Source organism: Bradyrhizobium rifense (assembly GCF_008123425.1).
GTDB classification, from domain to species: domain Bacteria; phylum Pseudomonadota; class Alphaproteobacteria; order Rhizobiales; family Xanthobacteraceae; genus Bradyrhizobium; species Bradyrhizobium rifense.
This window is the reverse complement of sequence record NZ_VSSS01000038.1, coordinates 93,952-116,301: the sequence shown is the minus strand read 5'-3', so window position 1 is coordinate 116,301 and position 22,350 is coordinate 93,952. Positions and strand designations below refer to the sequence as shown.

The window sequence follows — 22,350 nt, the reverse complement described above, 5'->3', positions numbered from 1 at the left end:
GCCAACGTGGCGGTGACCGCCACCGCGCTCCTGGGCCGGATCGAGGCGCAACCGACTGGTATTGTCGGTTGCGGTCCCCACTCGAGTCCGCAGAAACAGCCGCAGGGGTCGTGTGTGCTCTCGGGGATTTGTCAAGCACGATATGCGCTCTACTCCTCACGGCTACATGCCAGACGAGGGCCCGTCGAAAAGCGTCTTGTTCAAGTCGAGAGCTCAAACCGCTGTAGCGGCGCGCCGCACGGCGGCCCGTCGGTGGCAAACAGCGTAAGCCGCTGCAGATCCAAAATGACCGCCGCTAGAGTGCTGTTTGGCCAAGACCCCTCAGCAGGATGACAGCAAATCGAGGCCGGATAGGAAAAGTGGTCTTTTAGACCTGCCAAAATGTGGTCTACATCGATGGCCCCGAGCTTTGAGCGGAGGTGGCGGGCGAACCTGCGGGATCGAAACGGGCTATCGGGTACAAAGCGCTCCCATTCTGAAGCGATAATTCCTCCAGGCTCGAAGTGATTTGCGTGGGTGATTATTCCGTGCTCAGGATAAAGATACCGTTTGGCGTTAGGAGAGGTTTCAATGCTGATTATCTCACCCTGGGCATGACCGATCAGATAATTCATAGAGATGATAGGGTCCGTGTTGATAATGACGCTTATGGCACGGTCGAATGTTCGTGCTTCGAGAATGGAGCGGGATCTCAGCTTATACGGTGCGGTCATCCGGCCCCTGCCATCGATGGCGGTGAGGAGGCTATTGCAGACCAACCCAATACCTACTTCATTTAGACCGGCGGTAGGACCCACGGAGCCGGCTTCAAAAATTCCGAGCCAGGACACCGTATTGCCTCTCGGCATCTTTCCAACAAACAAAGTGCCACAAATAGCCGCCTGCCCATCGATTGTTTGCGCGAGCATTGCCGCGCCTTCCCCCGTCGCGTCAGGCATCAATCCAGCAGAGGTGCAGCCATCGAGAACTAAGTTTGACAAATCAACAGCTCGCCGAGCCATCAGACGAAGCCAAATTTCGTGCCGAATGTTGAGCATCGTGAGTGTTTCCACAGGCCGATTGGCCGCTTCGGCGACGCCTCGCAGTTCGTCAACGTACTCCGGCGATAGCTTCTCCAGAAAGGAAAGCCAACACTCCGCTTCGGATTGGACGGTCTTCTGATCAGTGCCGTATGCACAAAACCGCTTTAGATAGAATTCCGCATTTTCTCCGATTTCCGACCGCATTATCTCCCCATGTTGCCTCCCGCGCTCGCGAGGCGCTCCAGCGAAGCTAATGAACTTCAAACTCATAATTCGACCCCCAAGATTAGCGGATGTGAGGCCACCCGCCTGCTAATTCTCCGCGGCGAGCGGCTTGTGCGCGCCCTACCGGCGAAAATCGACTTAAGCTGCCGTTTCACAAGAGACTATGTCCTTCGATGTCTCCGTGTGGGAGAGCAGGACTAGTACAGCCTGCCTTCCAGCGCATCACTAGAGAGAAGTAACGCAATTCATCTGCCGCGAGAACATTGATTTCGTCAAAAACAACTTCACTATCCAACGGCAGAACGTGCGCTAGGAAAGCGGGATGTCCGTTAACGACCGAGAGTTTTCAAGGTATCGAATAACCTCATCAAGTTCTCCTGGGTAGAAGCCTCGACTCTGGATGCGTTAAGCAAGAGTCGGGCCTATTGTGAAGAGGGGAGAGTCGATGGTTTACCGGAGAATTCACGATATCCATTTGGCTGCCGTGCCCTGCTTTGGTTCGGAAGGCAAACAGGTCATGTCGACAAATTAGCAATGGTTGGGCGACATATTGAACTGAGAGCTAAGATTCGCTTTCCTGCTCCTTACGTCGGTGGTCAGGCGTACATACTCCACCAGCTCCCAGGCCTTCGCGCGCAATGCAGACGTGAACGAAATCCCACTCTGCGCCACGGCTTTTGTTCGGACCAGTCCGATCGCCGGTGATGCGATGACCGACACGCTCGAAACGCCCGAGCTCTTTGATGTCGATGTGAATGATCTCGCCTGGGTTCTCGCGCTCATGGCGGCGCTCCGGCTCGGCCGGCTCCAGATCGCGTATCCGATTTCAATCCCAAGCGGCGAAGGACGGGGCTGACGGTGGACGGTGACACCTCGACTTCGGCAGCGATCTGCTTGCCGGTGTGGCGCTGGCGGCGCAACGCCTCGACAGCGGTACATATGGTGACCGTCTGGAGGAGCGATCGCGCAACCCTTCCACACCTTCCGCGCGGAACCTCTTAACGCATTGGGCAACGGTATTCGGCATCGTGTTGAAGTGGTAGGCCGCTCGGCCTTGCTCAATTCACCTTCCACCACGCTTCGCACCATCGCCTCTCGGCGTTTGGGTGTCAAAGGCGCATTCTCGTGGATGTTCATCTGGTCCCTCCTTGAACACTGACGCTTCGCAAGCTCAGCTTCATCGGTTCAAACCAGATGGACAACCTGCTGAGAGACGACATCTAGGGCGGAATGTCGCCCCGCCCGGCGGCGGAAGTTCGGCATTTCGATAGCGAGCGCCGCGCGCTTTGTCAGGGAATAGCGCGACAGTGGGGCCACAAAAAAGGCAAGCGGCAGGGCGCGACCAAGGCTTGCAGCTGATCGACGGCGAGGACTGCTCCTGACGAGAGAAGCGATCGAAAGGCACCTATCGAGTTGGCCGGAACGATACAAGGCATGGCTCACGCGCTTCTGTTGTGACGATCGATTTGCCGTATCATCTCCTCGCCGGTTCTCCAGAAGAGCCAATCGTCATCTTGAATGCCCTCGGCTACCAGGCGCAAAATCGACCCACCTGGTTCGCAGTGCGGACAATCATACACCTGCTTATCGACTGTCCACTTCCCTGCAAGTGCACACGTAAAATCAGGAGCCCACATCGCGAGAGACGCACCGAGTAAAATCCCTGTCGTCACGGCTGCCATACCCTGCCCCCTGAAATCTCTGCGCACCCAAAAGTCACCGTGGTAGGCGACCTTTCCCGTGATAGTTCCGGCGCTTGGTGCCTTGCAAATACAGGAGTCCTGTGGATGTGCATGCTTAGTAGGATCTGCGTAGAAGAACCTGAGAGATTGAAGGTGTTCTGCAAGGTTGCTATGGTGGAGATTGTATAGTCGCGCAGCCGCCACAAGGGCCACCTCATTGTCGTTGTCGAAGCCGACGACCCAATATCCTTCGTCGGGCTTAATCGGTGATCGATTAGGCCGAAACACCGGAGAGGTCTTTCCTTTTGTTGGAGTTGCCTCTGTGATCGCGACATATTCATGGAAATCAAATCCAATCGAAACCTTAATACCTTTCTGAAAAGCAGCTTGTTCATGCCGATGAAGGAAGCGTGATACCTCTAACGGACTGATTGGGTTTCTCATGGTAGTCCTTTCTGTTTTCGTCCTGCTTTGATCGCCTGTCGGCCAGCTCGCAGTAGCTGATGTCACAGATGCGTGAGCGGCCCATGTACTTTGGCTCTGCACTGCATAGCGCCTCCGCGGGTGTACAGACGCGTGCAGCTAGCTCGTGCTCGCCCGATAAGCACCGCTGGTGCTCGGTGGTCTCGCACATCTTGCAACTGCTGCACGAAGAGATCATGACTAGATGGCGTACACATATACCCCTCTTCGTGACGACATAGTCGTGAACTTAATTGCTGAATGCCTTTGTCGTTGCCGTATAAGCATTCGGTTTCCCTCGCCCAGTGCACCTCTTCTTTGAGCAATGGTCGTGCCAAGCTTATAGAGGCCACAAGCTTCTGAGTAGGTAGGGGAAACTCAGCGAGAGCTGGGAGGCAGGTGCTATGAACCGGACGAACCTTGTTAGCGCTGTCTGAAACCAGACAGGAGCTATCGCCAAATTTTGGTGACGGCCGGGCCGGTTAGGCGGCGGCGCTTGTGGGCTGACGGTCGGTCGGCTTAGCGATGACCTCGATCCCGTTGTTGAATGTCACACCGAGAATGAGTTTTGGCAACTGGTTGTGGCCATCGAGACGACGCCAGTGTTTCTGGGCGCCCTCGACCAGTTTGAAGACCATCGCGAGCGCGGTCTTGTTGGATAGGCAGCCCTTCGATCGGATCGTGCGGTGGCGCACGGTAGCGAAGGTGCTTTCGATGGGGTTGGTCGTGCGCAGGTGTTTCCAATGCTCGGCCGGGAAGTCGTAGAAAGCCAGCAGCGTGTCTCGATCCTTGCGGAGGCAGTCGGCCGCCTTCTCGTATTTCAGCGTGTAGCTCTCGATGAAGGCGTCGAACGCCAGCTCGGCTGTGGCCTTGGTTTCGGCCATCCAGATCTCCTGCAGCGCGCGTTTGGCTTTCGGGTGCTGGCTCTTCGGCAGCTTGGCAAGTACGTTGGCGGTCTTGTGCACCCAGCAGCGCTGCTCGCGCGTTTTCGGCCAGACCTCACCGGCGGCCTTCCAGAACCCGAGTGCGCCATCGGCGATGACGAGCTGCGGGGCCACGTCGAGCCCGCGCCGCTTCAGATCGAGCAGCAGATCGCGCCAATCGTGCGCGCTCTCCCGGGCACCATCGGTGAAGCCGACCAGTTCCTTGCGGCCTTCCGGCGTCGCGCCGATCAGCACGAGGATGCATTGCTTTTCGTCTTCGAGGCGGGCTTCGAGATGAATGCCATCAGCCCAGATGTAGACGTAGCGCTTGGCCGACAGATCGCGCTTCTGCCACGCGGCATGCTCGTCGAGCCAGCCGTCCTTCAAGCGGCCGATCGCGGAGGCCGACAACCCGGCAGCATGCTTGCCAAGCTGCGCCGCCAGCGCCTCGGAGAAGTCGCCGGTCGAAATCCCCTTCAGATAAAGGACCGGCAGCAGCGTCTCGATCGACTTCGAGCGGCGCATGTAGGGCGGCAGGATCGACGGCGAGAACCGGATGCGGCCAGGATCGGCAGCGGCGGCCTCGCGATCGCGTACACGCGGCTGGCGGACGGCGACCGGACCGATACCGGTCATCACCTCGCGCTCCGGCAGGTGGCCATGGCGGACGACGCGCTGGTGGCCGTCCGCGGTCTTCAAATCGGCATGCTGGCCGAGAAAGTCTGCAACCTCGGCTTCGACCGCCTTGGCGAGAAGGGCACGTGCCCCGTTGCGCAAGACTTCTGTGAGTTGATCGTCGAAGATTCCTGGCTGAATCAGCTGGATGACGTTATCGTTGGACACGGCATATCGCTCCTTCGGTGGAGAAGTGGAGGCGTCAAGCACCCCCACGATATGCCGCCTTCCCGATTCCCGCCGTCACCAACTTTGGGCGATAGCTCCCAGACAGAGTTGCGCCTCTATCCAGCGCCGCTTTACCGAGTCGCGCATGGAGTTCCTTCCGATCACGTGAGCAAGCGACGGATCAACACCACCAGCTCGACGTTGCTACCATAGCAGGTAGTTATTTCGCGGACGCACATGTCGTAAACGTCCATCACAATCGCGTTGCGAGGCCACGCGATGTGCCAACGCCGAACGAAAACAGACTCTAGCATGGAAGGAAGACTCCGGTGATCTTGCCATCTAACATCTTCGACCCCTCCTGTGTTGCGCGCACGCATACGCTAGTGAGTCTTGCGATGGATATCACTAATCCCGGACACAGGTCCTGCCTACGCGAAGTGACCTCGGCCAGCTAGCATGACATTTCCCAGACCTATGGCAGGCGAAGCTGTCACTATCCTGATCAACGATACCGCGGCCGATCAATATTCGGAGCTGATTCGTGAACGCTTTCCCTATGTACGCGTGTTGATCGCCAGGGACGCGTCGTCACTACATGAATACATGACGGATGCAGATGTTCTCCTGAGTTCCCGCTTTCCGGTCCACCTATTCGACCGGGCACGTCGGCTGCGCTGGTTCCAGTGCAGCAATGCGGGCGTCGACTCGGTCCTGCCCATCGGCGATCGCATTAAAGGTATCACCGTGACGAATGCTCGGGGTATTCATGGCGAAATTATCTCTGATTTCGTGATTGCAGGCGTGACCATTATGCACTGGAACTTCCTCCAGTTTTTTCGTGAGCAGGCTCGCAGGGAATGGCGGCCTCGGGATGTCGCGCCACTCGCGGAACGGACGCTCGGCGTGGTTGGTCTCGGGTCAATTGGCTCCGCCATCGCCCGTCGTGGCAAAAGTATTGGCATGAGGGTGATCGGGTCGAGACGTGACGTGTCGCAGCCTGTGGCGGGCGTCGACAAGCTCTTCTCGCCGAACGACCTTGCCGAGCTCCTTCAGCTCTCTGATTTCGTGGTCCTTGCTGTTCCTCAAGTTCCTGCAACAACTAGTCTAATCGGCCGCAAGCAGCTTCAGCTGATGCGCCGCACCGCGTTCCTCGTCAACATAGCCCGGGGCTCAGTTATTGTGGAGCGCGAGCTCATCGACGAGCTCCAAGCTGGCACCATTGCCGGAGCGCTCCTCGACGTGTTCGAGCGAGAACCACTCCCTCCGGATAATCCGCTCTGGACGATGCCTAATGTCATCGTCACCCCGCATGTTGCTGGCTATCCCTCGGACTACACCAGACGCGTGTTCGAGATCTTCGGCGAGAACTTGCAGCGGTTCCTTCAGATGCAGCCGCTGCGCAATGTAGTCGACCTGGATCGCGGCTACTGATTGGCGGTTCAAGGCCGACGAGGCGCTGTTGACGCGAGATCGTCGGTCATTCATATGATGGCCGGCACAGGATGCACCGATCGGACAACCGAGGCCACCGGCAGAGACAACAGCCATACTCGACCTCCAGCAAAGATCGTGTTCATTGCCGACGAATAGCCGGCAGAGAAATAGGGCTCCGCGATCCATATTGCGAGTAGCTTCGCTTTTCCCATAGGCGGGTGCCGACCGAGATCCGGGTTCGTGGCCATTAGATGAAACGTCTATCTATCACCCTCTGGATCACTCCCGAAAGCACCGCGACTGCCAACGGTTTTTCCTCGCTGCGATGGTCGTTGTGGTCGCCACGTGCTCCACTGTCCCACGTAAGCTGCCGGCTCGTAAACGACATCCAAGCTCAGCAGCATCTGTCTCCCGGCACCGTGGTGGGGCAAACGGAGGGCTTTGCGAGTCCTAACATCTGACAATGCCGTTCGCTCTCGTAACCCTCCAAGTAGCCTCGCTTTAAACCTATCGGGATTGTCAGGCAGGGCGCCGCTTACATCCAACTCAGAGCATATTCGCCGTCACTAGGCGAGGCGTTCGACGTTCCTGGTTCACTTCGCCCCGGGCCAAGCAATGCTTTTGGCGAGCAAGCAACTTCTTGACCCAATGGAGAAGACGGTTCAGCGTTGACAGTTTGTCGAACATACGACCGGCCGCTTGGGATGAGCGCCTCGCCTGGAGATCAAGTACGTCCTCCATGCGGGTGACATCTTGGCAAACGATTTGCCGAACTTTGAGGTTATTTTCCGCGAGGCGTCCAAGAATCGCTCGCGCGGCGGAAGGTTGTGTACGGTGAGTTTGACTAGCGCAACCGCCAGCAGCTCAAGCGTCCGGGGGCACGGCCCTTTGGCGGAGTGGCACAGTCTTCCCCCAGCAGGGCCTCTTCCCTTCTAGGGAGTTCGCGCGCTGGCCCCGCCACGCCAATCTTCGTTCAGCGCCCGTCCAGATTGCGTTCCAAGCGGCACTTGGTCCGGTATGCGGTCGAACCACCTAGGTCAACGCTACTAGCGATCTCGTCGTCGATCTCGGCGAACAAACTCTGCGCTTGCTTGAGCTTGCAGGATACATGTTTGTCGCCGCTGAGCGACGCCTCGAGGTGGGCCGATCGATTGGCTGATTTCCGCCCGATAGCGTACATTCATCCCTGCCGTCTAGAGCGTTCACGCCTAAACAGGGGCAGCACCTGGCCTTCATCCACCTCTATAGCGGCTGCATCGCAAATCCGGCGGAGACCGACATGCAAGAATTCGCCTCAGCTCGCGTTCGGTTCACCAAATGGTGCTCTCGTACGAGCGAGCAAGCCTCATCAACATTAAGCCACACCCGAAGTATTGAAGTCCTCATCGATTCCGTGCCAGAGCTAGTATGCGCTGCGACCGAACTCATCAAAATCACTGGCCGGACCCACTGGGCTGCTGCGAGACGTGCGCCAAAGGCATTCAAACGCACACCTCCTAACCTCCACAATCAGGAGTAAAACCAAGCCGGCATGATTTGTTGCTGTCACCTCCAGTGACGTTTGCTATTCGCACACTGTCGGCGAGGTCGTAGATGCACAAACCTTGAAGTTTAGAATACTGTAAGCGTAGCTCTGAGGCCCTTTTGATTGGCGCTTGACGTCTATTTTGCGCGCGTGGTGCGCCGGCGCGACTTCCATATTTCCGACAAGGCGTTGACGGCGGCCTCGAGCGCCTTCCGGTCGAGGGCGTTTGAATCGAACTGCTCGGGGCCCCAGAGGCGCATTTGTTCGTGCTCCGGATGGGTGGGGTCGCTGATGGCGTCGAGGTATTCGGATGGCCTGGCGCACCGCCGACATCTTCCGGAGGACAACGACGGGCGGCCTCGAAACGATAAGGTATCCGCCGAAGCTGACAGCACCAACTGGCCCAAACGCGCTCGACGCCGCCAATCATGCACCTGCTGGGCCGGCAGCCATGGCGGCGGGCGACATCTGTTACAATCGCGCCCGGCTCGAAGCGTTCCGCGGCAATCTGTGCCTTCAAATCGTCCGGCCAGCGCTTTCGACCTGAGCCAGTATACCCTTCGATACGCGGCGACGGTCGTCTTATGTCGTCCGAATGGTCGTCATTGTGAGCACCCTTGCAGAAGATGACGCTTCTAACGGTGCTCCCAAGACCGCGCACAAACAATCTGAACGGCCGCGGCACTACGCTTACAGAATACTACCAGGCCCAGTAGGTCGTACTATATCGCGACGTCGGCTAAGTTGGCCGAACGTGGAGCGCGAGGATGCGCCTCTGAAACGGAGATGTTGGATGCGACGCAATGAGGAAATGAAGCTCGGACTATATCTGGCTCGAGCCGGATATCACGAAGGTGCGTGGCGCGATCCGAACGTGCCAATTAAGGGCGGAGTTGATGTCGATCACTTTGCCAGCCTGGCTTCACTCGCCGAAAGCGCGGCGTTTCACTTCGTATTTCTCGCCGACCATCAAAGCATAATAGATGATCTCCCGGCGATGTCCCGTGTAAGCCGAAATGATGGATTCGAGCCAATTACACTGATGTCGGCGCTTTCGTCGAGGACTAAGAACATTGGCCTCGTTGCTACAGCGACGACAACGTACTACGAACCTTACCATATCGCCCGGATGTTCGCATCACTCGACCATTTGTCAGGTGGGCGCGCTGCTTGGAATATTGTTACATCGGCAATGGATTCCGAGGCAAAAAACTTTGGTGAAGCGACCCTTCCCGATCATGATGCGCGCTACGGTCGTGCGAGGGAATTCGTCGAAGTTGTCAAAGGGCTTTGGGATACGTGGCAAGACAATGCATTTATTCGAGATAAGCAAAGCGGCGTTTACGCGGACACGACGAAACTGCACTTACTCAACCATCGGGGGCACCACTTTTCAGTAAAAGGGCCACTAAATAGCTCAAGACCGCCGCAGGGCTATCCTGTCTTGGTGCAGGCTGGTGCATCCGACGCTGGATTAGCATTCGCTGCAGAGTTTGCGGAAGTCGTATTCACCGCCGAGCCTTCGTTAGAAAACGGAAAGCGCTACTACGCAGGTTTGAAGGAGAACGTTTGCGCACGCGGTCGGCAGGCTGATCAGGTTGTGGTTATGCCGGGAATTGTTCCTGTTATTGGCAGGACAAAAGAAGATGCGATTGCGAAGCTTCAAAGACTACAATCGTATACGCACGAAGACGTTCTGATCGGGGCGGCTGACCTTTGGTTGGGGTCAGTAACCAATCTACGTACAGTGGATCTCGACTCGTTAGTTCCAGACGCCCTGCCCCAGACAAATGCTATCCAAAGCCGGCAAAAGCTGCTCGTCGACTTCGCCGTACGCCGGAGGTACACGTGGAGACAACTGATTCAACTAATATCTGATAGTAAAGGCCATTTGATGGTAGTGGGAACCCCCGGGGAAATTGCCGATGTAATGGTGGATACATTTGAGCAACGTGCGGCCGACGGCTTCAACGTTTTGCCGGCGACGGTTCCTGAGGGGCTTAAAGAGTTTGTTGAGCTGGTTGTGCCCGAGCTGCGGCGACGGGGAAAGTTCAGAGCCCGGTACTCTGGACAAACTCTAAGGGAGGACCTCGGGCTGAGGCGGCCGCTCAACCAATTCGCGCAGGAGGCTCAAGCATTCGGCGCGAAAGGGCAGCGAGGTCTTTCAACTGTTTAGTCTAGCCCGATGCCGAGATCTTCTTGAATCCTCAACATGGAATCGCGCATTGCAGTTGAAGCGTGCTGGACTATCGCGAGCAAAGAGAGTGTGTAGGACAAGCGCCAACAGGCGCGCCCGCATCTCTATGCCTCGCGTCAATCTGGTGATGGAGTTGACGCTCAGCCTCACTTGAGCTCCGTCACGGCGCCTCCTCGCCAGACGATCCTGGCCAGGGCCAAGTCGTGCTCACCGCGGTCGAGCGCGACCTTTTCGATAAGGTATCGCAACAACGCCTTGCGACGCGCATCCGAGATAGTCTCGTCAGCCCATATCTGCGGCAAGCGGCCGGTGAGGCTGATGACCTTGTTATCGAGCTCCTTGCTTATGGCCGTAAGCGTCGTTCTCAGGCCACGGCTTTGAGGTCGTGACGGCAATAGGCCCACGGAAGCAGCTCATCGATGTTGCTGTTTGGATGGCCGTTGACGATCCTGGTGAAGGCATCGGTCAGATAGGCAAGCGGATCGACGTCATTCAGCTTACAGGTTTCGACCAGAGAGGCGATGATGGCCCAGTGCTCGGCGCCGCCGTCGGAGCCTGCGAACAGCGCATTCTTCCGGTTGAGCGTAATCGGGCGGATTGATCGCTCGACCGCGTTGTTGTCGAGCTCGATGCGGCCATCATCGATGAAGCGCGTCAGCCCCTCCCAACGTGAGAGCGCATAACGGATGGCATCGGCCAGCTTGCCCTTTTGGCTGATCAACGCGAGCTTTGCGCGGAGCCACCGTTCGAAGCGTTCCGCCAGCGGCCGGCCCTTCTGCTGCCGGACGAGGCGGCGCTCCGCGGCGCTGCGGCCACGGATGTCCTTCTCGATCGCGTAGAACTCGGCGATGTGCTGAAGCGCCTCGCTTGCGATGGGCGCGGGACCGGGTGTGGCAAGTTCGTAGAAGTTACGCCGCATATGCGACCAGCAGAATGCAAGCTGAACCTCGCCACGCTCGGCGAGCTTGCCATAGCCGGCATAGCCATCGACCTGCAGGATCCCCTTGAAGCCTGCCAGATGGGCGATTGGTCGGTCGGCTTTGCGATCGGGCGCATAGACATAGGCGACGCTCGGCGGATCGGCGCCGCCCCATGGCCGGTCGTCCGCCGCATAGGCCCAGAGCTGACCGGTCTTGGTGCGCCCGCGGCCGGGATCGAGCACCGGCATCGTCGTTTCATCGGCAAACAGCTTTGGCCGTTGCCTGAGCTTGCCGAGGAGGCGCTCATGCAACGGACGCAGGTGGAAGGCAGCTTGTCCCACCCAGTCCGCCAACGTCGAACGATCGAGCTCAATGCCCTGGCGGGCGTAAATCTGGGCCTGCCGGTAGAGCGGCAGGTGATCGGCATATTTGGAGACCAGGACCTGGGCGACGGTGGCCTCGGTCGGTAATCCGCCCTCGATCAGCCGGGCCGGGGCCGGCGCCTGCATGATGCCGTCCTCGCAAGCCCGGCAGGCGTATTTGGGACGCCGGGTCACGAGGATCCGGAACTGCGCCGGGACCAGGTCCAGCCGCTCGCTCCTATCCTCGCCGATCCGGTGCAACTCGCCCTGGCAACAGGGACAGGTCTTGTCCTCGATGTCGACGACGACCTCGATCCGCGGCAGGTGCGTCGGCAAGGCACCACGGTTGCCGCGGCGCTTGCGAGCCCGCGCCTCACGGCCTTCAGGTGCGCTGACGTCCTGCGCCGTCTCACTGTACGCTGCCATTTGCTCGACGTCTTCCAGGCCCAGCAGCATCTGATCTTCAGGCAGCGTCTCTGCCCGCCGGCCAAACCGATGCCGCTGCAATTCCTTGATGATCTGACGCAGCCGCTCGCTCTCGCACCGCTCGGCGAGCAGCATCGCTTTCAGCGTCTCGGGATCGTCAGGCAGGGCGTCGCTCACACCCAAATCAGAGCATATTCGCCGCCATCGGGCGACGCGTCCGACGCTCCTGATTCACTTCGCCGCAGCGCCGCCAACAGCTATCCGGCCTGCGTTGGCTTCGACGTTTCCCGTGCCTCGTGCACAAGCCGCCAGTCGAGCCCCTCCAGCAGCGCCGACAATTGCGCCGCCGACAGACGCATCACACCGTCCTCGATCTTCGGCCAGCGGAAGATCCCATCCTCGAGCCTCTTGGCGAACAGACACAAACCCGTTCCGTCCCAGAACACCAGCTTGATCCGGTCCGCCCGCTTGGCCCTGAACACATAGACAGCTCCTGAGAATGGGTCAGCCCCCATACTCTCGCGCACCAGGGTAGCAAGCCCCTCCATTCCCTTGCGGAAGTCTACCGGTTTGGTCGCCACCATCACCCGGACCGCACCCGACGGACCGATCACCGGCTCGCCTTCAGCGCCTGGACGATCGACGCAATCATCCTTGGGTCCGCACCACGACCGGCCCGGATCGTGATGCCGTTGACTTCGATCTCGATGATCCCGCTATCTGCCTTGCGCACCACTTTGCGCTCCTGGTGAGCAGCCGGCGCCGGTACCACGGCCTCCACCACCGCTGGCACAAACTGGACTTTGTCCGCTTCGGAATGACCGCCTGCTGCTTCTCGCAACTGGCGGCGCCAACCAAACAACTGCTGCGGCGACAATCCATGCCGTCGGGCCACGGAACACACCGAGTCGCCACTCGCCACGATCTCCGCGACGATCCGCGCCTTGTCCTCGTCGCTCCACTTCCGCCGACGACCGGCTCCGGTGAAGACCTCAAGCCGCCGCACCGGCTCCGCGATAGCACTATGCACTGTGTCCATTCTAAGCCTAACGGTCCGAACAAACCGCAGACTCGCAGATCACCCCGTCATCCGGTAGGTGGCCGCTGAACAGCGCTTACTTATGGCCACTTGTGTGATGGCTTTGAAGGGAGTCTATCGGGCAAGCGACTCGTCGGCGGCGCGCACGTCGGTTAGAGCCGCTTCCCATCGGCGCTCGAGTTCTGAGGCGACCAGGCAATTGTCTGGATCAGCTCGGTTGAACTGCCGTTCGGCGAGCGCCGCCGTGTACCGCTTGCGCTCGAGCTCTCGCTGCGCTTGAACGTAACGCGTTGTTCATCGGCTGCTGAACCCGGCGGGAGTGCGACAAGGCATCGAGTTCGGCCGGCGCCACTTGGGACGCGCCTAGTCGTCGGGCGCGTCCCCTAGCCACAACGCACTGCGAGTGCAGTTAGGAATGCATCGGCAACGGCTGCATCGATACGGTTGGCCCGGATGTGTTGGCAGCCTCAATTCCCTCGCTGGAAGGAATCGACTAGCGGAATCTGCAACTGAGTTGGCGACCGCAGAGCGCGGGCTGAGCGGAGAAATCTGCGGTTGCTGCAATTTTGGGGAGTCATATCGCGTCTAATCTGTGATTCACTGCGTCGCATGGATGCCGACCGCGACGCTGTTCCGGATGGCATTGCGGCCCTGAAGGAGGCGCTGGCAGCCGAGCGCGCCAAGGGTTTGGAGATCACGGCTGACTTGCGGTCGCCCGCGCGAAAGCGTCGGAAGACGAAGCGCTGATCGCCCAGTAGCAGCTGCAGATCGCCAAGCTGAAGCATCAAATCTATGGCCAACGGTCGGAGCGTTCGGCCGCCTGATTGAGCAGTTGGCGCTGACGTTCGAGGAGCTGGAACCTTCCGACCGCTCGGGTCCAGACCTCGGGTAAAATTCGTCCGTGTCTTGCTTGTCATAGCTCCATCCTCTCAGGAGTTGGGGCCTCCGGCAAACCCGGGGCGGTTCAGAAGATGAAATCGCTGATGCCATAAATTTAAAAGATCTTGAGGATGTGCCGCAGAGTGGTTGGGCAAGATCATTCTTGACGATTCCGGTTTCACGGTTACGAAGATCACATCTTTCAGGATGCTCTATTGCTGGCTATCCGGCCGCTGTCGCCTTGCTTCGCGGCAGGATTGCTCCGCCAACCCCGCGGGGCGTACAGGCTTCAACAAAAACTGGCTGTGGGCATTCGGATAGTACCCGTCAATGATAGGGGCTTCGAAAGTAGCGGCGGCGACGTAGTCCGCCTGCCTGGCTCCAAATGAGGCCATGACACCGGATTCATCAAGATGACGCGGGCCCTCCGGCGCGATCAGCACCCACGCTTTGGCCAGATCGGCGCAGTTCTCAAGTCCGAGTGCCTTCACCGCGACTGCATCACTGCCGGGATATCCCCCGAATAGCCAAGGTAAACCGAGCGCCCGTGTTTCAAGGATATACAGCAGGGTCGGCGCGTTGGACAGATCAACCACCCCGGTACTGCCTTCAAGGCCGGCCGCACGAGCCTGGGCTCTGGCCGTGACCAGATAGTCGTGGAAGGGCTGCGAGAGCACCAATCTTCCGCCACCCGGCACGGATGTGACGGCGGTATAAGCACGCAGATCTTTCATCTGGCGCCACGGCTCAAGCATGTAGATATTGAGCACTGATGCAGTGAGCAGCTGTGCCAACACCGCCAGGGGCAGTAGGGTCGCAAGGCTGCGTCCGTGTCCCGCAAGAGGGCTTAGGAAGCTAACGGCGGCGAGCATCCAGAACAAGCAGGCATCCGAACCAACGATCCAGTAATCGACCCTAGAGCTCAGTGCGAGCATATGTGGAAGGACCAAAAAACTTAGCGCTAAGCCGATGCTGGTGGGAGTCTGGGTTCGCAGGACCATTCCCTCACGATAGAACAACGCACCAACGCACGCGAATACTGGGACCAGGAACAGTGTCGGCAGCTTGATGCTAATGGGATCGGGCCCCAGCAGCGCAATCGCTATTGTTACGATCAAAACCGCAGCGAGACTCAGCGATGTGAGTAACTTGTGCTTAGACCCCATGAAAATGCTGAGCAGAAGAGCTGTTGCCACTAGCATCGCGATCGCGAGCTGGTAACGACTTGTTTGGAGCCAGTCGATCCGGAGAATGTGAGATACCTTGTGTCCTCCATCGAGCAGGGTTATCCCCTCAGTGCCGTCGACCAGTTGGCTCACCAGCCCAGTGATGCCACCACCGATGAATTGGGCGATAGTCATCAGTAGTGCGAGAGCGATCAGCGCTGCGCCAAACATGGACAGCAGCGACTTTCGGCGCAAAGTAACGACATAGATCATAACGACGAGGGCAAGGGCCGCAGCGGTGGCCGGCCTAGCCATGAAGGAACACCAGCCGCCAAGGCCGACTAGTATCCAGCCCAAGGCTCGGCATATGCGCCCTGGCCGATCGCCTAGGAGCAAACCGATCATCACCATCAAGGCCGATTGAAGGTTCAGGGTGTAATAGTTAGGCGTGAGCGCCCCCCAGTAAAAGGCGACTAATGCAAGGCTGGCGATCCCTGCCGATAACGCGACTGCATGCGGCCAGCCCACCATCCAAAGATGACGGACCGTCAGGAAGCTGAGAAGCCACGCTAGCGCCATTGTAAGCGTGACGTTCGCGATGCGAAGCACTGCAATGTCGCCGCCCGCCCACTTGTATGGCCAGTGATAGACAAAGCCAAAAAAATTCGGCGGAATTTTGATTGAGTATGCGAATGGATCCGCCATGGAGTTGAGCCAAAACCCTTCGTCGCTCGGGTTGAGACCATAACTGCTGTAGTATAGCAACCAAACGAAAAGGATTGCTGTAGTTACGGAGGACAGAGCTATTAAAGTCCCATCCAGCAAGACAGACGACATCCTTCCGCTGGCAAAGTTGTTATGTGGTCGCATGGGGCGTTCCTGCCAACTCGTAGAGGAGACTCGTTCCGATGAACATCATCCTAGAATGCTCTAACTGACCCGAGCCCCGAAATCTCCTCCATGAATTGGTAGGGTTAGTCACACGATCGGGATTAGGCAGGACGTCCCATTCGATGAAGAGCAGATGATCACGACCTTGGCCATGCGGTCGATCGATATCGTTGCGCGCACCTGCGGCTCAGTCGAACCGATCCTTGCCACAAACTTCGGCGTCCGTTACCCAGGCGCCCCGCGGAGGCGCGCCGATCAGTTCAAAGGTCTCCCGAGTGGAAGTTGTCTCTACGGCGCCCGACGCCGTTGGACATTGGAAGAGAAGCACCAGGTGGTTGCCGAGAGCTATGGCGGACCACGATCGGTGTCAGTCACGGCTCGTCGGAACGGGCTGTCTGCGAGCCAATTGTCACGTGGCGCCGGTCGCCGCGAGGACCGGCTGAGCGGGGATGCCGTGCCGGCGCTTGTTCCTGTGGAGATCGCCTTTACGCCTGCTCTGGCTTCGACGTGCACACCGCAGCCAACGTCGTCGCCCCCTGCGCAGCGCGCAAGACTCGGAATAATCGAGATTGATCTTGGCGGCGGCTGTCGCATTCGCGTTGACCGGGATGTTGACGCCGAGGCACTGCAGCGGTGCTTGAACTTCGGGGGCGGCGATGCTTGCGGCGCGGCAATCAGGATAGAAGTGCTTCCCATCCAGATTGTCGCGCTATAGATGATCCCGATCCCGAGCGGCGTCAGGGTCTGGATCGCCACCGGCCACACCGACGTGCGCGTCAGCATCCAAGGTCTGTCCCTGACGGTTCAGAAGAACTTGAAGCGCGATTCTCATGCCGGCGATTTCTCTTCCGTAGTCGCCGCGGCGATCTGTTCAAGACTTTATGGCATTACGCGCTAGGCATGTCGCGCTATGCCAAACGCCTGGACCGCGGCAAGTTCATCTGGCCCTCAGCATCCGTTGGTGCGGTGTCAATCTGGTCGGCGCAAAGGACATATATGCTGGAAGGAATTGACTGGAGGAACCCACAACTAAGCTGGACGCCGCAGAGCGCCCCTTAAGCAGAAGAAATCTGCGGCTGCTGGTATTTTGAGGAGTCACAACGCCCCCAATCTGTGATTTATAGCGTTGCTGGATGCTGATCGCTAGGCTGTTCCGGATGACACTGCGGCTCTGAAAGAGGCGTTGGCGGCCGAGCGCGCGAAGGCGTTAGAGGCCGTAGCGGAACTCGCAGTTGCCTGCGCGAAAACCTCGGAAGGCGGCGCGCTGATAGCCCAGCGGAGGCTGCGGTCGCCAAGGTTAAGCGTCAGATCTACGGACAACGGTCAGAGCAATCATCGCGGCTGATCGACCAATTGGTGCTGACGTTCGAAGAGCTGGAAGCCGATGCCACCGAAGGCGAGCTGGCGCCGGAACGAGCTGTAACGGGGATGACGACGGTACGGGTTTTATACGCAAGCGCGCCGAGCGCCAGACGTTCCCCGAGCATCTCCCACGCGAGCGGGTGGTGATCGATCCGACGACGGTTTGTGGCTGCTGTGGCCGCACGCGGCTGCGCAACCTTGGCGAACACGTGACCCGGATCCCGGAGGCGATCCCGCGTCAAGTTGGTCGAAACCGTACGCGAAAAGTTAGCCTGGCGGGATTGCGAGATATCAGCCAAGCGCAGGCGCTGTTCCATGTGATTGCGCGGGGCTGGGGGCAAGCCTGCTCGCGATGATTCTGTACGAGAAGGTCGGCTAGCGTCAGCCGTTGAACCGTCAGGCTGAGCGCTAGCCCGAAGACTTCGTTGCACAAGCCATGACGATCGACAGCTGTAAGTCGCAAACCGAGAGATTTCCGTTGGGGCGGCAAATGCTCAGAGAAGCGCCCAAGGTCGGATTTCAAACTTTAACCCCTCAAGCGTGATAGGGATCGCCGTCTTTACTATTTCCTAATCGGGATTTATGCCTTCCGAGCACATTATGAGCTATGCAGGTCTCCAATGATTAATGAAGTGAGCGCCTCCGACGATCGCCAAGCGGGTAGCGAATTTTCGGGCAACGAGTTCGATGAACTCTTTCCACTCGGTTATGAGGGACATTACTGGCATCGCGCTCGGACTGCGATTGTGAAGAGCTATGTCCACGCGTTTTGTGGCGTAGGTGATACACTGCTCGAAATCGGCGCGGCTCGGGGCCATTACGTTAGCGTCTTGCGGAAAGCCGGGTTCGACGCGTACGGCTGCGATCTGGGCGATCCATGGCTCCACGAGGAGGCGAGACCGTTTGTGTTTCCGAAAACTGATTTCGCCGAAATCGATAAGGAACTGCGCGAACGAGTCACCACGGTTCTGCTCTTGGACGTCCTTGAGCACATCGAGCAGCCGGTCACATTTCTGGATAGAGTTGTTCGTGCTTTTCCGGCGCTGCGTTTGCTGATCATCGCACTGCCGGCGCGCCAAGAGCTGTGGTCGAACTTTGATGAACATTACCGCCATTTCCTACGCTACGATGTTACTGAGCTTCGAAAGTTGGCCCTTCGGTCGCGGCTTTCGATCAAATCCTACAGTTACGTTTTTCATGGCTTGTATTTGCCGACGCTATTACTGAAGAAGCTAGGCATGAAACGCGGGACTGCGTTTCGCGCGCCCAAGGCGCCCCGGTTGCATCGACTATTGGGAATTGTGCTTCGGGTGGAAAGCCAATTTTTGCCGAAGAATGTGTACGGCACCTCGCTGATCTGCGCCTGTGCCAAAGATCCTCGATCTGAGAACGCTCGGTGCAACTAGTGTGCCCACTACAGGTGTGGTCGAAAGACGAAGCTGACGACCAAATCGATGCCACAGCAACATTGTCCACGATAGCGGAGGCTGAGGCCGGCGTACTAAACAATGCGAGCCGGTCCCGAGGTCTTAGTCCCCGCGCACTCATGCTACCGGGGTAGCACTCAGAGCCCGAATGTGTGACGTCGCAGGACCGGGATGACGACTACTCGATTAGCTGCCAAGCGCGCGCGAGTAACGGCTTCTTCCCAGAACCACTCGGCATAATTTGTTGTCCGTGAAGGACTTCCAAGCCGTTGATCTGGAATCTGGACATGTCCCGCGGAGGCAATCGTGTTTGCCGGGAAACAGGCGTGCGGGAGAGGACTCCTTGCTGGTTTGTGATTCACTCCCCTTTGGCGAGTGCACAAGATGCGCCCATCCGGAGGCCAGGAGACAGGAGTGCAGGATCTGTTCCGCTCGCAGCTCGATCAGATTTATCGACCTGAATCATCCGCTGCTGGCGCTGGGGCGCACAGTGCATTGGCCGTTGCTGGAGCGGGAGTTTGGGGCGGTCTACACGGATGATCCGCGCAGCCCGCCACTGCCCAGAGGCTTAATGGCGGGCTGGCCATCTTCAAGCACACCAATGACCTCTCCGACTAGGTGCTGCGCGATTGCCGGGTTGCGAACCCCTATTTCGGGTTCTTCTGAGACGAGGAGTGCTTCCAGTGCGGATTCCGGGGATTGCGGCCAGGGATTCCGATTGAACGCGACCATGCATTCCGATCGAAGGCGGCCACCTGTTCCGACGAAGGCGGCCGGGGTGTCGTTGCCGGCATGAGGAGTTGGGTCAGGTTTTTTTGGCTGCGTCAAGATTGGCGCGCTGCGCAGTGATCTTTCGCATGCTGTCTCCCTTGAGTGTGAGGCGGTGAGCATTGTGGACGAGCCGATCCAGGACGGCGTCGGCGATGGTCGGGTCACCGAACACGTCAGAGTACCCCTATTCTCGAGCGGGTCGTGTCTCACGTCACGATCACTGACCCGCATCATTTTCTGTTCGGGCACCGGCTTGAGGTGCTGAAGGAGCGGTCGGGACGCGGTCCCGCCTACGTTGTTGTCGCGCTGCCGGACGGACGGCGGCGGGGGGTTCGGATCGCGTCGACGGATCTTACCGAGACGTCGATCGCTTTCCGCCCGAACGCGGCCGACCTGCCGCGCATCAGTGTACGGACGCTGATCCCATTGATGCAACATTTGAGCGCGAGTCTGAGCCTTCTTGACGAGAAGGTGATTCGCGATGACCCACCGACCGCTTCCAGGTCGCGTTGCGTATCGACCCATGCCGACGTTGGCAAATCCACCCGGCCGTCCGACGGACGACATTCCGCCCCTGTGGCCGAATCTGTCCACCGCGACGCAAACTCAGATCGCTCAAATCCTCGCCACGCTGCTGCGGCGGATGCAAGCGGCTCCCGGCACGCCCGGAAGGGGACTGGGTCGTGCTGATCAGCTCGACCGTCGCTGACGAGCGGCTCACGACGGCTCACCGAGCCAAATTGGCCTATGTCTACGTGCGGCAGTCATCCGTGAACCAGGTGCGCCAGCATCAGGAGAGCACCGAGCTGCAGTACCGCCTTGTCGATCGCGCCATCGGTCTGGGCTGGCCGCCCGAGCGCGTCCAGGTGATTGACGAGGATCTGGGCAAATCCGGTGCTGGCGGCGTGGACCGTCATGGTTTCCAGAAGCTCATTGCCGAGATCGGCCTTGGCAACGCCGGTCTCGTGGTGAGTCTCGACGCTTCGCGCTTGGCCCGCAATAACCGGGACTGGCATCAGCTTCTCGAACTGTGCTCGGTATTTGGCGTGCTGATTGCGGATGGCGAGCGGCTTTACGATCCGCGCGCCTATCACGACCGCCTGCTGTTGGGCCTGTCCGGCATCATGAGCGAGGCGGAGCTGCATCAGCTTCGGATGCGCCTTCACCAAGGGGAACGCCAGAAGGCGGCGCGGGGCGAACTGCGGCTGCCGCTGCCGGCCGGGCTCGCCTACGATCGAGCGGGCACAATTGTTCTCAATCCGGATGAGGAGGTGCGGGCCCGTCTTCATCTCGTGTTTGCCAAATTCCGGGAACTGCAAAGCGCGCGCCGTGTGATGCGTTACTTGGACAGGAATGGATTGTCCTTGCCGGTTCGGCCGCTGCTTGGACCTTCTCCACACGAGATCGTCTGGCGTGCGCCAGATAGCACACGCGTCCTTAATATCCTTCAGAATCCGGCCTATGCTGGGGCGTATGTTTATGGCCGCCGGCAAAAGGACCCGAGCCGATGCCGGCCGGGATCGCTGACGGGAACGGTCAAGGTAGCGATCGCGGATTGGGCGGTTTGCCTCCACGCCGCTCACCCAGGCTATATCAGCTGGGAGGAGTTCATGGCCAACCAGGGGCGACTGGCAGATAACGTCTGCCGCTATGAGGCAGGACACTCTGGCGTACCGCGCAAGGGGGCAGCCCTGTTACAAGGGATTGCGATCTGCGGCCGTTGCGGACGGCGCATGAGCATGCGCTACACGGGCCCGAATGCCGACTATCCGGTCTATTGCTGCCGCTCGGATCGGGACCAGCAAGGCAATGCACTGTGTCAGGAAGTCCGTGCCTTGGCGGTTGACGCGCTGGTCGAGCGGGTGGTCCTCGATGCCCTGGTGCCGGATCAGATTGAGATCGCACTCGCAGCCGCGGGCCAACTGGAGCAGGAGAGCCGTCAGCTCGAGCGCCAGTGGGCGCTTCGCGTGGAGCGCGCCCGCTACGAGGCCGAGCGCGCTCGGCGTCAGTATGACGCCGTCGAGCCCGAGAATCGTCTTGTGGCGCGCTCACTTGAGCGGGCTTGGGAAGAGAAGCTGCGTGTCGTCGAGGCGGTCGAGCAGCAGCATGCGCGTTGGCGCGCGCAAGAGCCGCTTCTGATTGGCCCGGTGGAACGCGCAGGGCTACAAGCGCTCGGAGAGAACCTGCCGCGGATTTGGAACGCGGCCACCACGTCGGCAGCCGATCGCAAGCGCATTCTGCGATTTGTGATCCGCGAAGTCGTTCTTGATCAGAAGCGGACCCGAGGTCAGGTGTGGCTCAAGATCGTCTGGCAGACCGGTGCAACCAGCGAGCATCACGTGCAACGGCGCGTTCAGACCTACCGTGATTACATCGACATTGATCGGTTGCGGCAACGGATCGTCGAGTTGAATGCTGAACACAAAATGGATGCCGACATCGCGGCAATACTCAATCAGGAAGGCTTCGTCGCGGCCCGAGGCTGCGCCTTCAAAGGCGAGAATGTCTGGCTGTTGCGTACCCGCTGGGGCATTCCCACCGTCAAAATCAACGGCGTGGACAAGAATCCGATGCGCTGGCCCGATGGAAGCTTCTCAATTCAGGGCGCAGCGGCTGAGCTTGGAGTGACCCCGCAGACGGTGTTCGATTATCTCGCGCGGGGATTGCTGGCAGGTCGTCAGTTAGCCAAAGGCCAGCCATGGCAGATCGAGCTCTCAGACGACCAAATCCGTCAGCTTCGCAATCGGGTACGACGCACCAAGCATTCGAAGAAGGAGGCATCATGAAGTCA

General features: G+C 59.0%; 14 protein-coding genes and 7 pseudogenes. 10 read left to right on the top strand and 11 right to left on the bottom strand.

Annotated features, from left to right (window positions below):
* Window positions 1-200 precede the first annotated feature (200 nt).
* The 4 genes and pseudogenes from FXB40_RS25235 to FXB40_RS25220 form a co-directional block, all read right to left on the bottom strand.
* Entirely contained in the window at window positions 201-1,292 is a 1,092-nt protein-coding gene (locus tag FXB40_RS25235) for a C45 family autoproteolytic acyltransferase/hydrolase (RefSeq protein ID WP_148774865.1), read from the bottom strand.
* Between the two features lie 592 nt (window positions 1,293-1,884).
* A pseudogene (locus tag FXB40_RS25230) lies at window positions 1,885-2,384 on the bottom strand (helix-turn-helix domain-containing protein); the annotation flags it as partial.
* Between the two features lie 302 nt (window positions 2,385-2,686).
* Window positions 2,687-3,373 (bottom strand): SUI1 family translation initiation factor, encoded by a 687-nt coding sequence (locus FXB40_RS25225; protein ID WP_148774864.1) that lies wholly within the window; start codon window positions 3,371-3,373, stop codon window positions 2,687-2,689.
* A gap of 500 nt (window positions 3,374-3,873) precedes the next feature.
* Window positions 3,874-5,157 carry an IS256 family transposase gene (locus FXB40_RS25220; protein ID WP_187437126.1) on the bottom strand — a complete coding sequence of 428 codons (1,284 nt, stop codon included), beginning with the start codon at window positions 5,155-5,157 and terminating at the stop codon, window positions 3,874-3,876.
* A 477-nt stretch (window positions 5,158-5,634) separates the two neighbouring features.
* Here FXB40_RS25220 and FXB40_RS25215 point away from each other — a divergent pair, with 477 nt between their 5' ends.
* The gene (locus FXB40_RS25215; protein ID WP_187437133.1) at window positions 5,635-6,591 is read left to right on the top strand and encodes a D-2-hydroxyacid dehydrogenase; all 957 of its coding nucleotides are present in this window, start codon (window positions 5,635-5,637) and stop codon (window positions 6,589-6,591) included.
* A gap of 1,665 nt (window positions 6,592-8,256) precedes the next feature.
* Here the strand turns inward: FXB40_RS25215 and FXB40_RS49925 are convergent.
* Window positions 8,257-8,379 carry a hypothetical protein gene (locus FXB40_RS49925; protein ID WP_283812948.1) on the bottom strand — a complete coding sequence of 41 codons (123 nt, stop codon included), beginning with the start codon at window positions 8,377-8,379 and terminating at the stop codon, window positions 8,257-8,259.
* A 50-nt stretch (window positions 8,380-8,429) separates the two neighbouring features.
* On the opposite strand from FXB40_RS49925, the gene FXB40_RS49320 reads away from it, so the two are divergent.
* Window positions 8,430-8,666 (top strand): hypothetical protein, encoded by a 237-nt coding sequence (locus FXB40_RS49320; protein WP_246207947.1) that lies wholly within the window; start codon window positions 8,430-8,432, stop codon window positions 8,664-8,666.
* On the opposite strand, the pseudogene FXB40_RS49315 reads toward FXB40_RS49320, so the two are convergent.
* Window positions 8,607-8,780: pseudogene (locus tag FXB40_RS49315) on the bottom strand (hypothetical protein); the annotation flags it as partial. The gene FXB40_RS49320 and the pseudogene FXB40_RS49315 overlap by 60 nt on opposite strands.
* Before the next feature lie 132 nt (window positions 8,781-8,912).
* Here FXB40_RS49315 and FXB40_RS25205 point away from each other — a divergent pair.
* A complete protein-coding gene (locus FXB40_RS25205) occupies window positions 8,913-10,295 on the top strand; it encodes an LLM class flavin-dependent oxidoreductase (protein ID WP_148774861.1) in 1,383 nt (460 codons plus the stop codon).
* 385 nt (window positions 10,296-10,680) lie between these two features.
* Here the strand turns inward: FXB40_RS25205 and tnpC are convergent, their stop codons facing one another.
* From tnpC to tnpA (FXB40_RS25185), 3 genes are all read right to left on the bottom strand, one after another.
* Window positions 10,681-12,159: an IS66 family transposase gene (tnpC, locus tag FXB40_RS25195; protein WP_148774927.1), complete on the bottom strand. Its 1,479-nt coding sequence runs from the start codon at window positions 12,157-12,159 to the stop codon at window positions 10,681-10,683.
* Window positions 12,160-12,281: 122 nt separating this feature from the next.
* Window positions 12,282-12,638, bottom strand: a complete 357-nt coding sequence (tnpB, locus tag FXB40_RS25190) for an IS66 family insertion sequence element accessory protein TnpB (RefSeq protein ID WP_135179688.1) — start codon at window positions 12,636-12,638, stop codon at window positions 12,282-12,284.
* The gene (gene tnpA / locus FXB40_RS25185; RefSeq protein ID WP_148774860.1) at window positions 12,635-13,063 is read right to left on the bottom strand and encodes an IS66-like element accessory protein TnpA; all 429 of its coding nucleotides are present in this window, start codon (window positions 13,061-13,063) and stop codon (window positions 12,635-12,637) included. The genes tnpB (FXB40_RS25190) and tnpA (FXB40_RS25185) overlap by 4 nt, the downstream gene beginning before the upstream one ends.
* Before the next feature lie 609 nt (window positions 13,064-13,672).
* On the opposite strand from tnpA (FXB40_RS25185), the pseudogene FXB40_RS25175 reads away from it, so the two are divergent.
* Window positions 13,673-13,922, top strand: a pseudogene (locus tag FXB40_RS25175) (transposase domain-containing protein); the annotation flags it as partial.
* A 232-nt stretch (window positions 13,923-14,154) separates the two neighbouring features.
* Here FXB40_RS25175 and FXB40_RS25170 read toward each other — a convergent pair.
* Window positions 14,155-15,978: a hypothetical protein gene (locus FXB40_RS25170; protein WP_148774859.1), complete on the bottom strand. Its 1,824-nt coding sequence runs from the start codon at window positions 15,976-15,978 to the stop codon at window positions 14,155-14,157.
* Window positions 15,979-16,132: 154 nt separating this feature from the next.
* Between FXB40_RS25170 and tnpA (FXB40_RS50455) the strand changes: the two genes are divergently transcribed.
* From tnpA (FXB40_RS50455) to FXB40_RS49305, 5 genes and pseudogenes are all read left to right on the top strand, one after another.
* Window positions 16,133-16,714, top strand: a complete 582-nt coding sequence (tnpA, locus tag FXB40_RS50455; protein ID WP_210352184.1) for an IS66-like element accessory protein TnpA — start codon at window positions 16,133-16,135, stop codon at window positions 16,712-16,714.
* A pseudogene (gene tnpB / locus FXB40_RS50450) lies at window positions 16,715-17,058 on the top strand (IS66 family insertion sequence element accessory protein TnpB). It abuts the gene before it with no gap.
* A gap of 112 nt (window positions 17,059-17,170) precedes the next feature.
* Window positions 17,171-17,737: pseudogene (locus tag FXB40_RS25155) on the top strand (transposase domain-containing protein); the annotation flags it as partial.
* A 256-nt stretch (window positions 17,738-17,993) separates the two neighbouring features.
* Complete coding sequence (locus FXB40_RS25150; protein WP_187437124.1) at window positions 17,994-18,767, top strand: class I SAM-dependent methyltransferase; 774 nt, start codon at window positions 17,994-17,996, stop codon at window positions 18,765-18,767.
* Window positions 18,768-19,172: 405 nt separating this feature from the next.
* Window positions 19,173-19,403, top strand: a pseudogene (locus FXB40_RS49305) (transposase); the annotation flags it as partial.
* A gap of 190 nt (window positions 19,404-19,593) precedes the next feature.
* Here FXB40_RS49305 and FXB40_RS25145 read toward each other — a convergent pair.
* Window positions 19,594-19,728 (bottom strand): annotated as a pseudogene (locus tag FXB40_RS25145) (ATP-binding protein); the annotation flags it as partial.
* Window positions 19,729-20,242: 514 nt separating this feature from the next.
* On the opposite strand from FXB40_RS25145, the gene FXB40_RS25135 reads away from it, so the two are divergent.
* Window positions 20,243-22,345: a recombinase family protein gene (locus FXB40_RS25135; RefSeq protein WP_148774856.1), complete on the top strand. Its 2,103-nt coding sequence runs from the start codon at window positions 20,243-20,245 to the stop codon at window positions 22,343-22,345.
* Window positions 22,346-22,350: the final 5 nt, after the last annotated feature.

Coding starts and splice junctions, on each gene's coding strand:
- FXB40_RS25205 (WP_148774861.1), top strand. CDS start 8,913: ATGCGACGCAATGAGGAAATGAAGCTCGGACTATATCTGGCTCGAGCC.
- tnpC (WP_148774927.1), bottom strand. CDS start 12,159: ATGCTGCTCGCCGAGCGGTGCGAGAGCGAGCGGCTGCGTCAGATCATC.
- FXB40_RS25170 (WP_148774859.1), bottom strand. CDS start 15,978: ATGCGACCACATAACAACTTTGCCAGCGGAAGGATGTCGTCTGTCTTG.
- tnpA (WP_148774860.1), bottom strand. CDS start 13,063: ATGGACACAGTGCATAGTGCTATCGCGGAGCCGGTGCGGCGGCTTGAG.
- FXB40_RS49320 (WP_246207947.1), top strand. CDS start 8,430: ATGGCCTGGCGCACCGCCGACATCTTCCGGAGGACAACGACGGGCGGC.
- FXB40_RS49925 (WP_283812948.1), bottom strand. CDS start 8,379: ATGCGCCTCTGGGGCCCCGAGCAGTTCGATTCAAACGCCCTCGACCGG.
- tnpA (WP_210352184.1), top strand. CDS start 16,133: ATGATCACGACCTTGGCCATGCGGTCGATCGATATCGTTGCGCGCACC.
- FXB40_RS25215 (WP_187437133.1), top strand. CDS start 5,635: ATGGCAGGCGAAGCTGTCACTATCCTGATCAACGATACCGCGGCCGAT.
- FXB40_RS25225 (WP_148774864.1), bottom strand. CDS start 3,373: ATGAGAAACCCAATCAGTCCGTTAGAGGTATCACGCTTCCTTCATCGG.
- FXB40_RS25235 (WP_148774865.1), bottom strand. CDS start 1,292: ATGAGTTTGAAGTTCATTAGCTTCGCTGGAGCGCCTCGCGAGCGCGGG.